Below are 14,839 nucleotides of genomic sequence, written 5' to 3'. Positions count from 1 at the left end.
CTTACGACCCGAAAGCAGTGGTGGTCGCGGACTCGGCGGCTTGGGCGAGCGCGTCGAGCACGCGCATGGCGCCCTCGAAGTCCTGTTCGCTGACACCAGCGAAGACGCTGGCGCGGAGTTGCTTGAGCTCGACCTCGATTTTTTCGGCGAGCGCCTCGCCGGCATCGGTGAGCCAGAGCGCATTGGCCCGGCGATCGTTCGCGTCCACTTCCCGGCGCACCAGGCCGGCGGCGGAGAGCTGGTCAACCAGACGCACCAGCGATGCGCCTTCCAGCCCGACGTAGTCGGCCAGGGTGACCTGGCGCACGCCGCCGCCAAGGCGGCGGATAAACAGCAGGGGCCCCGCCGCCGCCGCGGAAATCCCGTAGGCGGTAACGGCGCCCTGCGAAATGTGGCGCCATTGGCGCCCGGCCAGCATGAGCTGGCCGGTAAAGGCGAAACGGAGGGCGTCGATGGAAGGCATGGACGGAATGATAGCAGCCATATAGTTAGGATGCAAATTATCACACTACAAAGCAATCTCGGTTAATAGAGAGTACAGAACGATGTAGAGAGACGTAGGAAGCACATGAAAATCGCATCGCCTGTTGAACCTGCCTTGCGCATCCAGCGCTCGCGCCGATGCCAAACGGCGCCGGCGCCGATATCCGCGGGATATCGGCATCGCCGAAATGAATATTGGACACCCGAGGGCACGGTCCCTTAGCCTTTTGGGATAGGCCAATGCCGTCGGCGCCGCGCCGCGCCGGCCGTCCCGAGCCAGGGCGACGGCTACAACGACCAGAACGAAGAACGACCGGAGACCAGCATGACAAGCTTCCTGCGCTATGCGCAGCAGGGCCACATCGTGACCCTGACCATGAACGAGCCGGAGCGGCGCAACCCCCTCACCGGCAACACCGCTGTGGCCGACTTCCTGGAGGCCATCGACCGCATCCACCGCGACACCAGCGTGCGCGCGGTGATCATCACCGGCGCCGGCACCGCGTTTTCCTCAGGTGGAAATATCCGCGACATGGAACGCCAGGCTTCGGGCCTGGTGCCCGGCATGGAGATTCGCCAGGACTATCGCCTGGGCATCCAGCGGCTGCCGCTGGCGCTGTTCAACCTGGAGGTGCCGGTGATCGCCGCCGTCAATGGCGCCGCCATGGGTGCGGGCCTGGACCTGGCCTGCATGTGCGACATGCGCATTGCGTCCGAGCAGGCGCAGTTTGCCGAGAGCTTCGTCAAGCTGGGGATCATTCCGGGCGATGGCGGCGCATGGCTGCTGCCGCGCGTGATCGGCCTTGCGCGCGCTGCCGAGCTGACCTTCACCGGGCAGGTCATCGATGCGCGCCAGGCGCTGGAGTGGAACCTGGTCTCCCGCGTAGTGCCGCCGGATCAGCTGCTGCCCACGGCCAATGAGCTGGCCGAACGCATTGCCGCCAATCCGCCGCATGCGGTGCGGCTGGCCAAGCGCCTGCTGCGCGAGGCCATGCATACCCGGCTGGATACGCTGCTGGAATTGTCGGCCGGCTTCCAGGCACTGTCGCACCAGACCTCGGATCACCGTGAGGCGGTGTCGGCCTTCCTGGACAAGCGCAAGCCCGAGTTCACCGGCGGCTGATCCAGCGTCATTCCCATTTCCATTTCCATCAAGACACATCGGAGACCCGCCATGCAGCAAGCCGTCATCGTCGACGCCATCCGTTCGCCCATGGGCCGCTCCAAGCCCGGCTCGGCCTTCACCGAACTCCATCCCACGGAGCTGCTGGCACAGGTGCTGGCCGGGCTGGTCGAGCGCAACAAGCTGGACCCCGGGCTGGTGGAAGACGTCATCACCGGATGCGTGAGCCAGGTGGGCGAGCAATCCGCCACGCCCGGCCGCGTGGCCTGGCTGGCGGCGGGATTCCCCGAGCATGTGCCCTCCACCACCATCGACCGCAAATGCGGCTCCAGCCAGCAGGCCGTGCACTTTGCCGCGCAAGGCATCATGGCGGGCGCCTACGACATCGTGATTGCCTGCGGCATCGAATCCATGAGCCGCGTGCCAATGGGCTCGGGGCGCCTCGGGCAGAATCCGTACGGTCCGTCGTTCGAGGCGCGCTACGCGCCCGGGCTGGTGTCGCAAGGCGTCGCGGCGGAGCTGGTCGCGGCGCAGTGGGAATTGTCGCGCGGCGATCTCGACCAGTACGCCGCGCAATCGCACCAGCGTGCGCACCAGGCGCGCGAGGCCGGCGCCTTCCGCCGCGAGATCCTGCCGATCCGCACCGCCGCGGGCCTCGTCGCGCACGATGAAACCATCCGCCCCGCCACCACCGCCGAGCGCCTGGCCACGCTGGCGCCGTCGTTCCGCGACGAGGCGCTCGGCCAGCGCTTCCCGCAGATCGGCTGGCATGTGACCGCCGGCAATGCCTCGCAGATCAGCGACGGCGCCGCCGCCATCTTGCTGATGAGCGAGCGCGCCGCCTCCCGCCTGGGCCTGAACGCCCGCGCACGCTTCGTGGCGTTCGATGCGTGCGGCGACAGCCCCCTGACCATGCTGACCGCGCCGATCCCGTCGAGCAAGCGCGCGCTGGAAAAAAGCGGCCTTGCACTCGATGCGATTGCACACTACGAGATCAACGAAGCCTTTGCCTGCGTGCCGCTGGCGTGGCAGCGCGCGCTGGGCGCCGACCCGGCCCGCCTGAACCCGCGTGGCGGCGCGATCGCGCTTGGCCACCCGCTGGGCGCGTCGGGCGCGCGGCTGATGACCACCATGCTGCACGCGCTGGAAGACAGCGGCGAGCGCTACGGCCTGCAATCGATGTGCGAAGCCGGTGGCATGGCCAACGCCACCATCATCGAACGGCTCTGAGCCGGCACGTACCTATATCCAGAACGAGGAGATACCAGATGAAGCTTGCCAACATGTCCGCCGTCGTCACCGGGGGCGCCTCCGGGCTGGGCCTCGCCTGTGCCCGCCGCCTCACTGAACGCGGCGTTGCCGTGGTGATCGCCGACCTGTCCGAAGAGAACGGTGCAGCCGCCGTGCAAGCGCTCGGCGCGCTCGCCCGCTTTGTCCAGGCCGATGTCTGCGACACCGCGCAGATGACCCGCGTGTTCGACACCGCCGACACGCTCGGCACCATGCGCGCGCTGATCCATTGCGCCGGCGTGGGCGGCCCGGTGCGCCTGGTGGAGAAGGACGGCCAGCCCGGCTCGCTGGAAAAATACGAATCGATCGTGCGCATCAATCTCGTCGGCACCTTCAACACGCTGCGCCTGGCCGCCGCGCGCATGGCCCGCAACGAGCTGGTCGACGGCGAGCGCGGCGCGTGCGTGCTGACGGCGTCGGTGGCGGCCTATGAAGGACAGATCGGGCAGATCCCCTATGCGTCGGCCAAGGCCGGCATCGTCGGCATGACGCTGGTGGCGGCGCGCGACCTGGCCCAGCGCATGATCCGCGTGTGCACCATTGCGCCCGGGCTGTTCGATACGCCGCTGCTGGCACGCCTGCCGGAGAATGTGCGCGCCTCGCTGGGCGCCTCGGTGCCGCATCCGGCGAGGCTCGGCACGCCGGATGAATTCGCCTCGACGGCGCTGCATATCCTGGAGAACGCCATGCTCAACGGGGAGACCATCCGGCTCGATGGCGCGATCCGCATGGCGCCGCGCTGAGCTGGCGCCGCTCGCGCAAGGCCCCGGGGGTTCTCCCCGGGCCATCCGGTTTCGAATCTGGCTATCAAATCTGGTTATCATGCTCCGGTCACCATCACCGCCAGCCTGCGCGACGCGCCTCCTATGCGAAACCGGATCAACGAAGAAATCACCTTGCGCAAGCTCGAAGTCCTGCTCGCCTATATGGAGACCGGCAACCTCGCCAAGGCTGCCGAGGCGCTGGACGTGAGCACGGTCAGCGTGCACCGCGCACTGCACTCGCTGGAAGAAGGCATGCGCTGCGCGTTGTTCCGCCACGAAGGGCGCAACCTGCTGCCGACCGAAGCCGCGCACGTGCTGGCGGATGTGGCCACCGATGTCCTCAAGGCCATGGCCGACGGCATCCGCGCCACGCGCCAGGCCGCCGGGTATTCGGCCGATCACATGAAGATCGGCTCGCTCTATTCGCTGACCATCCGCACGGTGCCCGACGTGGTGATCGGCATCAAGGTCAGGCGGCCGGAACTGCAGGCGGAACTGGTGCTCGGCTCCAACGCCGACCTGCTCTTCAAGCTTAAGCAAGGCGCCATCGACGCAGCGCTGATGGCCATGCCCGAGCCGGACCCCGAGATCGAATCCATTGCGCTGTTCGAAGACGAAATCTACTTCGCGGCGCCGGCGGATTCGCCTTATGCGCGGCAAGCCTCCATCGACCTGCGGCAATGCCGGGACGAGCCCTTCGTCACGCTCAGCGAAGGCTTCATCACCTACCAGGGCTTCATGGACGCCTTTCGCATCGCCGACTTCACGCCCAATGTGGTGATGAAAGTCGGCGACATCTTCTCATTGATGAACCTGGTCAGCGGTGGCGTGGGCTACGCGCTGCTGCCCGGCCGCGTGCGCGACGTGTTTGCGCACAAGGTGGCGCTGGTTCCGCTGTCCTCGCAGTACCGGCTGCGCCAGACCATTGGGCTGAGCTTTCTGCGCCGGCGTGAGCGCGATCCGAACTTGCTGGCGCTGGCGGCGGTTTGCCGGTTGGCGATGCGGGTGCCGAGCTAAGTAATTCCCGACAACGGAATCTGCGCCGACGCTTGTGGGGTACGCGCTATTGGTGACGCCTCTGGCGTCCCCTAGGACGCCACACAGGCGCGTCCACCTGGCATCCATTCGAACGGGTTCTGCACTCGCACTCAGTGCGAACCTGTGAGCAGGTCTATGCAATAGCCTCTCTGTACTTTGCCGCGCACACCTGGCGAAGAACTGCAGTTGCACCGAATCCTCGGCCAAGCCCGATCCTTGCGGCAATCACCCGGTTGCATGTCTACGGATGCAGAACGGACCGCGTAAGCTCACAGCGTTTCGTACTTTAGCCGTCGAAGAGCCACCAGTTTGGCCACGCCACGACCAACGTCGACGCAGTTGCATATAAGCATTCCCTACCCCTGAAAGCAGAATTTTCCGCATGCAAATGCAGACCTTTCCACTCGCCTACTACGTTACGCTGCCACGGCGACACCAATTGGGTGGATCCACAATGGGGAAGTCATGGGAGCGAACAAGCCATTCCTTGAAAAACGCACCGGGAGGCTGAGAAAGTGATCATCCTGATGCGGTACTTTGTTCGACACGGCGATGTGACCACGACTGGAGGAAGGGTGGAGGGTGGCACACCCACAATACGCATGGGGAGCCCGCCTCTACCCGTCACCTTCGAGGGTGATCCCGTCTGGTGCCCGGTTTGCAACTCGATGGGCCATACCAAGTGCATACCGCCATATCGACCATGGACGGGCCCGGACGGACGGCAAGCCAACCTGGACGGTGACTTATGCATTTGCAAATGCCCGACGCCACCGCGGCTCATCGCGTCGACCAGGTCACACTCAATGCGTTTCACCGCGCAGGCGGCATCCGGACTAGGCAGGTCGCCGGCGAGCGCAGCTTGGGGGAGCGTGGGATCCGCCGGTCAAAGCGAGCAACTCGACGAGATGGTGGTCGCGCAAAATCAGGACAAGGCGGTGGCCGGCTATCCGTACTTTATCGAGACGACTGACGGACGTAGTCTGTTTGGATACACGAATGAATCTGGACACCTGCCACGTGTTACTACGCCAGCAGGCAATAGTTACATCGTTTATTGGGGAGACGAGGCTCTTGCGATGCACATCGGAGACGTAGATGCCTAACAAGAAAACGAGAGTTACAACCAATACGACAAGAGACTCCGAGTTGAAGGCGCAGGTGAAAGTTGTTACCTTTGCTGAGTTGTGGGCAGCCTTTCCGGATGGAACGCCGTATGTTGATGCCAAAACGGGGGATGTACCTCCGGGTTTCGAGAATCAATGCGCGATACGCCTAAGCGTGACCCTTCATAAGATGGGCATCGAAATGAAGTCCTTCCGCGGCAAAGGCCAGATTCGCCTGGAAGGCAGGCGGACAGCAGTCCTTGCTTCAGAGATGTCGGACTGGCTTCGGCTAAAGCCGTTCGCCGGCATTGGTGTACCGGAAAATATCACCGGTGCTGAATGGCAGAGGAAAATCAAGGGCCGTACTGGCATCGTTGCATTCAGAGACTACTGGAGGCGCTCAGGCCAGTCCAACGCAACTGGCGGTCATATTGACCTCTGGAATGGCTCCAGGATGACGTCAAGCAGTGCTCAGGGTGCAGTAACCAACTTCCTGCGCTTTGCGGTAGGCGTCAATTCCACGCCCTTCTACTCCGATCTGGGCAACGCAAGCGAGATTCTATTTTGGGAGATCAAGTGAGACGCGTGGCTTCCGTTGTCTTGTTGAGTACCATCGGGGCCGTGATTGGGTTCCTGGCGGCTTTACCGCTCGCTCGATTTATCCCGATTTGCGGAGAAGATTGTTCAGGGCAGCGACTTGCGCAAACTGCGTCCTGGTCGATTGGCGCTGCAGTCCTCTTCCTGCTTGCCAGTATTTTCTGGTTTCGGAGCCCTGCTTCCCATTGGACCAACTGGCTCCTCCGGTTCTTCGTACTTGCGCTGCTCGTTGGCGGTGCATCAGCGACAAGCTATGTCCGCAAGCTCCAGGTCGAGAACGAATACCTGCACAGCATCCGCGAAGTGCAGCGCAGCAGCGATTTCCCTACGTTGGTGATCCTGAAGAAGGAAGTATCCGTGCTTGCCAGTTCCGAGGCTGACGACTTACCAACGCTGTTCCGTGCGCCGAGGTGGGAGCGGTGCGCGATTGGGCGCCAAGAGAGCCTCCCACCGAGGCGGATCGAGATTCAGTGCCGCGCAGGGATGGGATGGCTAAGTGCGGAAGACGCGAGGAATCTCATCACCATCATGCAAGGGGACAACCATCCGTGAACCCTCCCAATTGCGCAGCGCGACGAGATCCGAATTTGGGGGCACATCGACGCAATCGCTGCAGCGAGCAAATCGGAAATCCCGCAAACGAGCTTGCCAACCGCTGCAGCGAGCGCCTCTCATCTCTGGACGGTGTTGACTAACCCACCACCGCCTTGGTCGCCAGAAACAACAACGACGGCCCCAGCAGGCACCCCAACCCCGTGTGGAACGTCGCCACCAGCGCACCATACGGCACCAGCCGGCGGTCCGTCGCCGCCAGCCCCGCCGATACCCCGCTGACGGTACCCGCCAACCCGCCGAACACCATCGCGGCACGCGGGTTGTTCAGGCCGAGGAAGCCTGCCGCCATGGGCGTGCCGACCATCACGATGATGGCCTTGATCAGCCCGGTGGCGATGCTCAGCGCGATCACGTCGGAGCTGGCGCCCAGCGCCGCGCCGGTCACCGGCCCCACGATATAGGTCACCGCCCCGGCGCCGATGGTGGTCATGCTGACCGCATCGCTGTAGCCGAAGGCGCGCGCCACGGCAGCACCCACGATAAAGGGCAGGATGGTGCCGAGCAGCAGCGACACCGCGCCGACCAGCCCGGCCTTGCGCGCCTCGGTCACCTGCACCTCGAAGGCGGTGGCGACGATGGCGAAGTCGCGCAGCATGGCGCCGCCCATCAGGCCGATACCGGAGAACAGCGAGAGATCGGCCAGGCCTTTTTCCTTGCCGGTGACAACGCCGCCATAGTAGGCCAGCAGCAGGCCGATCACGATGGCGATGGCGGAGGCGTGGACGCGTCCGAAGGTCAGCCAGCGCGACAGCCTTGACGACAGCCACATCGTGATGCCAACCGCGGCAAACGCGGTGACCAGGGCATTCTGCAGCAGGATGTTCTCGATAATGTGCGAGATGGAATGCGGCATGGCGGCGTCCTTAGCGCGAGGCGTGGCTGGGGGTGGCTTCCGGCGAGGGCAGCGGCGGCAAGGGCGCGTGGTCGCCGGTGCGGCTGAGCACCGCGATGCAGCAAGCCGAGACCAGCACCGCGCCGACTGCCGCGATCAGGGCTACCGGCCCGCCGCGCAACGCGGCGACCACGTTCTGCTGCGCCGCCATTGCCACCACCACCGGGATGTACATCGCGCCCCAGAAGCCAACGCCGGCCTCGGTCTCCTTGGGCAGGAGGCCGCGCCCGTGCAGGAAGAGCCGTATCGAGATCAGCAGCAGCATGGCGATGCCGACCCCGCCCACATTGGCCTTGACGCCGATCGCAATGCCCAGCAGTTCGCCAAGGAACAGGCCGATGAGGTGGCAAAGCGCCAGCAAGGCGGTTCCGTAGATGATCATGGTGCCGTCTCCTGTTGGCCCATCGGCAAGGTTGCGCGTGGGCTGGTTCTAGGTTTGATGGATGCAATCTAGGCGAGCCATCGCGCTGCATCAATCAACCCGGCGGGAGAATCGTTAGCGTGGGATTAACGGCGGGAAGCCGCCATTCGGCGCATTAGTGACCTGGCCGGCTCCCACGCGGCGGGTGTGGCGGCTTACTGTGCGCCCCAGTGCGCCCCAAACCGGGACGACACGCCCTGCGCATCTGGGCCGCCAACACTTACACCTAGAGTAACGATGCCGCGCCGGGCGTCATTGCTTGCGCCGCGCGCGCTGCGTATCTTGGTGCCATTCCTTGCATCAAGCACACCGGAGACGCGATGCCGAACCCAGCCACGGACCGACAGTGGGACACCCGCCGCAGCGAAAAGCGCCGCCGCATGGCACGCGGCGCCGCCTTTGCCAGCGGCCGGGTCGTGCCCACCGCCGACATCGTCCCATTCCTCGAAGCCATCACCGCGCCGGGCGACCGCGTGGTGCTGGAGGGCAACAACCAGAAGCAGGCCGACTTCCTCTCGCGCTCGCTGGCCGAGGTGGACCCGGCCAAGGTGCATGGCCTGCACATGATCATCCCGAGCGTGAGCCGGGTGGAACATCTCGACCTGTTCGAGCGCGGCATCGCCAGGAAACTGGACTTTGCCTATGCCGGCGCACAGAGCCTGCGCATCTCGCAGTTCCTGGAAGACGGCCAGCTTGAGGTTGGCGCCATCCACACCTACATCGAGCTGTACGCGCGGCTCTATGTGGACCTGACGCCCAACATCGTGCTGATCGCCGGCTACAAGGCCGACCGCGACGGCAACCTCTACACCGGCGCCAGCACCGAGGACACGCCCGCGCTGGTGGAAGCCGCCACCTTCCGCGACGGCATCGTGGTGGCCCAGGTCAACGAGATCGTGGACGACCCCGCCGGGCTGCCGCGCGTGGATATCCCCGGCTCCTGGATCGACTACGTGGTGCAGGCCGACAAGCCCTTCTTCTGCGAGCCGCTGTTCACGCGCGACCCGCGCCTGATCAAGTCGGTGCATGTGCTGATGGCCATGATGGCAATCCGCGGCGTGTACGAGCGCCACCAGGTGCAGTCGCTCAACCATGGCATCGGCTTCAACACCGCCGCCATCGAACTGATCCTGCCGACCTATGGCGAGTCGCTCGGCCTCAAGGGCAAGATCTGCAAGTATTGGACGCTGAACCCCCACCCCACGCTGATCCCGGCCATCGAGTCGGGCTGGGTGGAGAGCGTGCACAGCTTTGGCAGCGAGCTCGGCATGGAGAACTATGTGGCCGCGCGCCCGGATGTGTTTTTCACCGGCGCGGATGGATCGATGCGCTCCAACCGCGCCTTCTGCCAGCTTGCCGGCCAGTACGCGGTGGACCTGTTCATCGGCTCCACGCTGCAGATCGACGGCGACGGCCACTCCTCCACGGTCACGCGCGGGCGCTTGTCCGGCTTTGGCGGCGCGCCCAACATGGGCCACAACCCGGGCGGCCGGCGCCATCCCACACCGGCGTGGCTCGACCTGATCGAGACCGACGACCCGCTCGCGCGTGGCCGCAAGCTGGTGGTGCAGATGGTGGAGACCTTCCAGGCCGGCGGCAAGCCAACCTTTGTCGAATCGCTCGATGCGGTGCAGGTGGCCAAGGACAGCGGCATGCCGCTGGCGCCGGTGATGATCTACGGCGACGACGTCACGCACGTGCTGACCGAGGAAGGCATCGCCTATCTCTACAAGGCACGCTCGCTGGAGGAGCGCCGCGCCATGCTGGCGGCCGTGGCCGGGGTGACGCCGATCGGCCTGCGCCACGACACCAGCACCACGCGCCGCATGCGCAGCGACGGCCTGATCGCGCTGCCCGAAGACCTTGGCGTGCAACGCAGCCAGGCTACGCGCTCGCTGCTGGCGGCCAAGAGCATGGCCGACCTGGTCGACTGGTCCGGCGGGCTGTACGAGCCGCCGGCACGCTTCCGGAGCTGGTGATGGCAAGCCTCGCGTTACCCGCCTTACCCGCGTTACTCGCGTTACCCGCCGGGCACCATGCCGATGCCTGCAACCCCGCTGCCATCGCGCTGGCCGACCTCGCCGTCGGCGCGCTGATCGACGAGGCCGCGTTGTCGCCCAAGCCCGGGCTGGTGGATGGCCGCGGCAATGGCGCCCACGCCGACCTCAACCTGGACCTGATGCGCGTCTCCGCGCGCGCGCTGCATCCCGCCTTTGCCGAGATGGCGGCGGCGGGCATGCGCGCGGCGCAGCCCAGCGTGGCGCTGCGCGAGCGGCTGGGCGCGCTGGGCCGCGAAGCGGAGGCCGCGATGATGCGCGCCACCGGCGGCATCAACACGCATCGCGGCGCGATCTGGAGCCTGGGGCTGCTGGTTGGCGCGGCGGGCTTGCACCGGCATGGACATGGCGCGCATGGCATAGCCCGCACCGCCGGCGCCATCGCACGCTTGCCCGACCGGCACCGTCCTGCGCGCACGGGCAACAAGGGCGAACGCGCCTGCATCGACTACGGCGTCGCCGGCGCGCGCGGCCAGGCGCAGGCGGGCTTCCCGCATGTGCTGCGCGCTGGCCTGCCAGAGCTGATTCGCAGCCGGGCACGCGGCGACGCCGAGCCCAGCGCGCGCGTCAACGCCTTGCTGGCCATCATGCAGCGGCTCGACGACACCTGCGTGCTGGCCCGCGCCGGCCGCGAAGGGCTGGCGCTGATGCAGCAAGGCGCGAGCCGGGTGCTGGCCGCCGGCGGCATCGGCACGCTGGCCGGCCGCCGCCTGCTGCGCCAGCTCGAAGGCGGCATGCTGGCCTGCAATGCCTCTCCCGGCGGCGCTGCGGACCTGCTCGCCGCCACGTTTTTCCTGGACCGGCTGCCGCCTGCGGCGCAGCCGGCCAAAGCCCCCGTGCAAGGAGACAAATAATGGAACAGCTCCAGTTCGAATATCCCGCCGGCGCGCCGGCAAGCCAGCGCGTGCTGGTTGGCGTGGTCGGCTCCGGCGATCTCGAAGTCATGGTGGAGCCCGGCACGCCAGGCACCACGCTGGTTCATGTCACCACGTCGGTGGATGGCTACGGCAAGGTCTGGGACGCGCAGCTCTCGCGCGTGTTCAGCGCCGAGCCGCGCGCGGCCATGCGCATCCGCATCCATGATTTCGGCGCCACGCCGGGCGTGGTGGGCATGCGGCTGGCGGAAGCGTTCGAGGCGCTCGGCGGCAATGGCAATGGCGACGGCAAGGAGCAAGCATGAACCACGCATCGCTGCTGAACCGAGAGAGCTTTGTCGAGCTCGGCGCGCGCGCCCGCGTGCATGCGCTGCTCGATCCCGGCACCTTGCGCGAACTCGCCGGCCCCTTCGACCAGCTGGTCTCGCCGTGGCTGGAACGCCAGGGCGTGGTGCCGCAGGCGGATGACGGCGTGGTGGTGGCCAAGGGCCGCATCGACGGCCATCCTGCCGTGGTCCTCGCCATCGAAGGCGCGTTCCAGGGCGGCAGCCTGGGCGAAGTGGGCGGCGCCAAGATCGCCGGCGCGCTGGAGCTGGCGGCGCAGGACAACCGGCGCGGCGTACCCACGCGCGCGGTGATCCTGTTCGAGACCGGCGGCGTGCGGCTGCAGGAGGCCAACCTGGGACTGGCGGCCATCGCAGACATCCACGCGGGCATTGTCGACCTGCGCCGCTACCAGCCGGTGGTGGGCGTGATCGCCGGGACAGTGGGCTGCTTCGGCGGCATGTCCATCGCGGCGGGGCTGTGCAGCTGCCTGGTGGTGACGCGCGAAGCTCGCCTCGGCCTGAACGGGCCAGCAGTGATCGAGCAGGAGGCGGGCGTTGCCGAATACGATTCGCGTGACCGGCCCTTTATCTGGAGCTTTACCGGCGGCGAGCAACGCCTTGCCACCGGCCTGGCCGACCGGTACGTGGAGGACGACACCGAAGCCATCCGCGCCACGGTGCGCGAGGCCTTGGCGCAGGGCGTGCCGGCCGTGCACCGCAGCGAGCGCTACGCGCATTACCTGCAACGCCTGGCCGAATACGATCCGGCATGCCAGCCCGAGCCGCAAACCGTCCGCACCATCTACGCACACGGAGCAAAGCCATGAGTTCAGCTAACACGCAGGGCCGCGGCGAGGCCTGGCTCGCGGCACTGACGCGCAACGCCCCGCGCCGCCCCGGCTATCCCGCCACCGTGCAGGTGGCCGACGCCGAGCTGGCCGGCCAGCCCGCGCGCTTTATCGCCGTGGTGCCCGACGCCGGCAACGCCTATCCGCGCGTGCGCGACGGCGAAGTCGGCCTGCTCGAAGGCTGGTCGCTGGCGCGAGCCGTGCACGAGATCGTGCTGGCCGACCGCGACGCCGCCATCAAGCGGCCCATCGTGGCCATCGTCGATACGCCCAGCCAGGCCTACGGACGGCGCGAGGAAGCCTTCGGCATTCATCAGTCGCTGGCCGGCGCGGCCGGCGCGTATGCCACGGCGCGGCTGCAAGGGCATCCGGTGATCGCACTGCTGGTCGGGCGTGCCATGTCGGGCGCCTTCCTCGCGCACGGATACCAGGCCAACCGCCTGATCGCGCTGCGTGATGCCGGCGTGCAGGTACACGCCATGGGCAAGCAGGCCGCCGCGCGCATCACCATGCGCAGCGTGGAGGACCTGGAGAGCTTTGCCGCCACCGTGCCGCCGATGGCGTATGACATTAGCAACTACGCCACGCTGGGCCTGCTATGGAAGCTGGTCGGCGTCAACCATGCGGCGCTGCCCGACGAGGCCGATCTCGATACCGTGCATGGCGCGCTGCAAGCCGCGCTGGCCGATATCCAGGCAGATCCGCAACGGGATCTGCGCAGCCGCCTGGGTGGAGAAAACCGCCAGGCCTCCAGCCGTGTGCGCGAAGTGCTCGCGCAGCAGTGGCAGGACTGAGCCATTGCCATGGCACGACCGGCGCATGAGATGACCACAAGCACGCTCCTGCCGCATGACCTGCTGTGGATCGCGGACGCACCCGGCTTCGCCCGTGCCAATGCGCTGCCCGCGTGGGCAAGTGCCGACTGGCTCGCGCAGGCCCCGCTGGTGGTGCGGCGCGATGGCGCCATCGAAGGCCGCATCCCGGTCGGGCTGCGCGGCACCACGCGCGCGCAGCGCCACGCGGCATGGCTGCCCGCCGCGCAGGTGGCGCGCGTGGTCACGCCGGGCATGCTCGCGCGGCAGGCACGCTGGCGGGATCATCCGCGCCGCGCCGCATTGCCCGCGCTTGCCGCGCTGGCGCGCATCGCGCCACGGCTGGATGCTGCGCAGGTGGACTGGGGCGTGACGGGCGGTGTCGGCTTTACGCTGGCCAGCGGCATCGACGTGCTGCATGCGGGTAGCGACCTGGACCTGCTGGTCACGGCGGCCACGCCGCTGGCGGCCAGCCTGGCCCGCACCCTCGCCGCCTTGCTCGACGATGCGCAAGCGCCCATCGACATCCAGGTGGCCACGCCGTTTGGCGCGTTCGCGCTGCGCGAGCGCGTGCGCACCGGCGGCCGCGTGTTGCTCAAGACAGCGAACGGCCCGGTCATGTGCCAGGATCCTTGGCAGCCGCCATCGTGAGTACGCTCTTCACCTTCCCCGGCCAAGGCGCCCAGCGTCCCGGCATGCTCCGCGCACTGCCCGACCACCCTGCCGTGCGCGCCACCGTGAGCGAGACCAGCGAAGTGTTGGGGCGCGATGTGCTGGCACTGGACAGCGAGGCCGAACTCGCGTCCACCGTGGCCGTGCAGTTGTGCCTGTTGACCGCTGGCGTCGCGATGGCGCGCTGCCTGCTTGCCGAAGGCGCCAAGCCCGACGCCGTGGCCGGCTTGTCGATCGGCGCCTTCCCGGCGGCGGTCTGCGCAAGCGTGCTGGACCATGCCGATGCGGTCAGGCTGGTGGCGCAGCGCGCAAAGCTGATGGAGCAGGCGTATCCGAGCGGCTATGGGATGACGGCGATCCTCGGCATGGAGCTGGGCCCGCTGGAGCGCCTCATCGCGCAGGTGCACGGACCGGCGTCGCCGGTCTACCTGGCCAATCTCAATGCGCCCGCCCAGTTCGTGATTGCGGGCGCCGCGACGGCCTTGGCACGCGTTGCGGAACTGGCGCTGGACAGCGGCGCGCACGCGGCCAAACCCATTGCCATCAGCGTGCCCTCGCACTGCGCTTTGCTCGACAGCGCGGCAAGCGAGCTCGCTCGCGCGTTCGAGGGGGTGCGCATCGACCGGCCGCGCCTGCGCTACTTCAGCGCTAGCGCGGCACGCGAGCTGCGCGATCCGGCACGCATCGCCGCCGACCTGGCGCGCAACCTTGCCGTGCCGGTGCGCTGGCATGAGGCCATGCTGCTGGCGCGCGAATGCGGCGTGCGCCTGGCGGTGGAAATGCCGCCCGGCAATGTGCTGACGCGGCTGGCCGCACCGCTGCTGCCAGACGGCATCGCCGTGGCCTGCGCCGACACGCGCGTCGACAGCGTGGTCGCGCTCACGGTGCGCGAAGCGCTGCGGGCGTCGTCCTGAACCAGG

At 67.1% G+C, this 14,839-nt stretch carries 17 protein-coding genes and 1 pseudogene; 15 read left to right on the top strand and 3 right to left on the bottom strand.

Translation table 11 applies throughout. The annotated features are described in order from the left end of the window. Position 1: 1 nt before the first annotated feature. Complete coding sequence (locus ACX12D_RS03170; protein ID WP_459372898.1) at positions 2-463, bottom strand: MarR family winged helix-turn-helix transcriptional regulator; 462 nt, start codon at positions 461-463, stop codon at positions 2-4. A 345-nt stretch (positions 464-808) separates the two neighbouring features. Between ACX12D_RS03170 and ACX12D_RS03165 the strand changes: the two genes are divergently transcribed. From ACX12D_RS03165 to ACX12D_RS03130, 8 genes and pseudogenes are all read left to right on the top strand, one after another. After that, positions 809-1,606, top strand: a complete 798-nt coding sequence (locus ACX12D_RS03165) for a crotonase/enoyl-CoA hydratase family protein (protein WP_459372897.1) — start codon at positions 809-811, stop codon at positions 1,604-1,606. A gap of 51 nt (positions 1,607-1,657) precedes the next feature. After that, complete coding sequence (locus tag ACX12D_RS03160; RefSeq protein ID WP_459372896.1) at positions 1,658-2,836, top strand: thiolase family protein; 1,179 nt, start codon at positions 1,658-1,660, stop codon at positions 2,834-2,836. A 38-nt stretch (positions 2,837-2,874) separates the two neighbouring features. After that, the gene (locus ACX12D_RS03155) at positions 2,875-3,639 is read left to right on the top strand and encodes an SDR family NAD(P)-dependent oxidoreductase (protein WP_441638014.1); all 765 of its coding nucleotides are present in this window, start codon (positions 2,875-2,877) and stop codon (positions 3,637-3,639) included. Positions 3,640-3,762: 123 nt separating this feature from the next. Beyond that, complete coding sequence (locus ACX12D_RS03150) at positions 3,763-4,677, top strand: LysR family transcriptional regulator (protein WP_459372895.1); 915 nt, start codon at positions 3,763-3,765, stop codon at positions 4,675-4,677. Positions 4,678-5,225: 548 nt separating this feature from the next. Further along, positions 5,226-5,405 (top strand): annotated as a pseudogene (locus ACX12D_RS03145) (PAAR domain-containing protein); the annotation flags it as partial. Between the two features lie 99 nt (positions 5,406-5,504). Next, on the top strand, positions 5,505-5,804 hold the full coding sequence (locus ACX12D_RS03140) for a hypothetical protein (RefSeq protein ID WP_459374073.1): 300 nt from the start codon (positions 5,505-5,507) through the stop codon (positions 5,802-5,804). Further along, a complete protein-coding gene (locus ACX12D_RS03135) occupies positions 5,797-6,384 on the top strand; it encodes a type VI secretion system amidase effector protein Tae4 (RefSeq protein ID WP_459372894.1) in 588 nt (195 codons plus the stop codon). The genes ACX12D_RS03140 and ACX12D_RS03135 overlap by 8 nt, the downstream gene beginning before the upstream one ends. 5 nt (positions 6,385-6,389) lie before the next feature. Further along, on the top strand, positions 6,390-6,953 hold the full coding sequence (locus tag ACX12D_RS03130; RefSeq protein WP_459372893.1) for a hypothetical protein: 564 nt from the start codon (positions 6,390-6,392) through the stop codon (positions 6,951-6,953). 139 nt (positions 6,954-7,092) lie between these two features. On the opposite strand, the gene madM is transcribed toward ACX12D_RS03130, so the two are convergent. Further along, on the bottom strand, positions 7,093-7,869 hold the full coding sequence (gene madM, locus ACX12D_RS03125) for a malonate transporter subunit MadM (protein ID WP_459372892.1): 777 nt from the start codon (positions 7,867-7,869) through the stop codon (positions 7,093-7,095). A gap of 10 nt (positions 7,870-7,879) precedes the next feature. Beyond that, complete coding sequence (gene madL / locus ACX12D_RS03120; protein ID WP_174427787.1) at positions 7,880-8,290, bottom strand: malonate transporter subunit MadL; 411 nt, start codon at positions 8,288-8,290, stop codon at positions 7,880-7,882. Positions 8,291-8,649: 359 nt separating this feature from the next. Between madL and mdcA the strand changes: the two genes are divergently transcribed. The 7 genes from mdcA to mdcH are packed head-to-tail and all read left to right on the top strand — an operon-like array spanning position 8,650 to position 14,833. After that, complete coding sequence (gene mdcA / locus ACX12D_RS03115; protein WP_459372891.1) at positions 8,650-10,308, top strand: malonate decarboxylase subunit alpha; 1,659 nt, start codon at positions 8,650-8,652, stop codon at positions 10,306-10,308. Beyond that, the gene (locus ACX12D_RS03110; RefSeq protein ID WP_459372890.1) at positions 10,308-11,240 is read left to right on the top strand and encodes a triphosphoribosyl-dephospho-CoA synthase; all 933 of its coding nucleotides are present in this window, start codon (positions 10,308-10,310) and stop codon (positions 11,238-11,240) included. Before mdcA ends, ACX12D_RS03110 begins: the two co-directional genes overlap by 1 nt. Next, a complete protein-coding gene (locus tag ACX12D_RS03105; RefSeq protein WP_459372889.1) occupies positions 11,240-11,566 on the top strand; it encodes a malonate decarboxylase subunit delta in 327 nt (108 codons plus the stop codon). Before ACX12D_RS03110 ends, ACX12D_RS03105 begins: the two co-directional genes overlap by 1 nt. After that, a complete protein-coding gene (locus ACX12D_RS03100; RefSeq protein ID WP_459372888.1) occupies positions 11,563-12,414 on the top strand; it encodes a biotin-independent malonate decarboxylase subunit beta in 852 nt (283 codons plus the stop codon). The genes ACX12D_RS03105 and ACX12D_RS03100 overlap by 4 nt, the downstream gene beginning before the upstream one ends. After that, a complete protein-coding gene (gene mdcE, locus ACX12D_RS03095; protein WP_459372887.1) occupies positions 12,411-13,229 on the top strand; it encodes a biotin-independent malonate decarboxylase subunit gamma in 819 nt (272 codons plus the stop codon). Before ACX12D_RS03100 ends, mdcE begins: the two co-directional genes overlap by 4 nt. Positions 13,230-13,259: 30 nt before the next feature. Then, positions 13,260-13,898, top strand: coding sequence for a malonate decarboxylase holo-ACP synthase (locus ACX12D_RS03090; protein WP_459372886.1), 639 nt, complete (start codon positions 13,260-13,262; stop codon positions 13,896-13,898). After that, positions 13,895-14,833, top strand: coding sequence for a malonate decarboxylase subunit epsilon (mdcH, locus tag ACX12D_RS03085; RefSeq protein WP_459372885.1), 939 nt, complete (start codon positions 13,895-13,897; stop codon positions 14,831-14,833). The genes ACX12D_RS03090 and mdcH overlap by 4 nt, the downstream gene beginning before the upstream one ends. Positions 14,834-14,839 lie beyond the last annotated feature (6 nt).

This window comes from Cupriavidus sp. PET2-C1 (genome assembly GCF_054515855.1).
The sequence above is the reverse complement of the archived record's forward strand: the minus strand, read 5'-3'. Positions and strand labels throughout refer to the sequence as shown.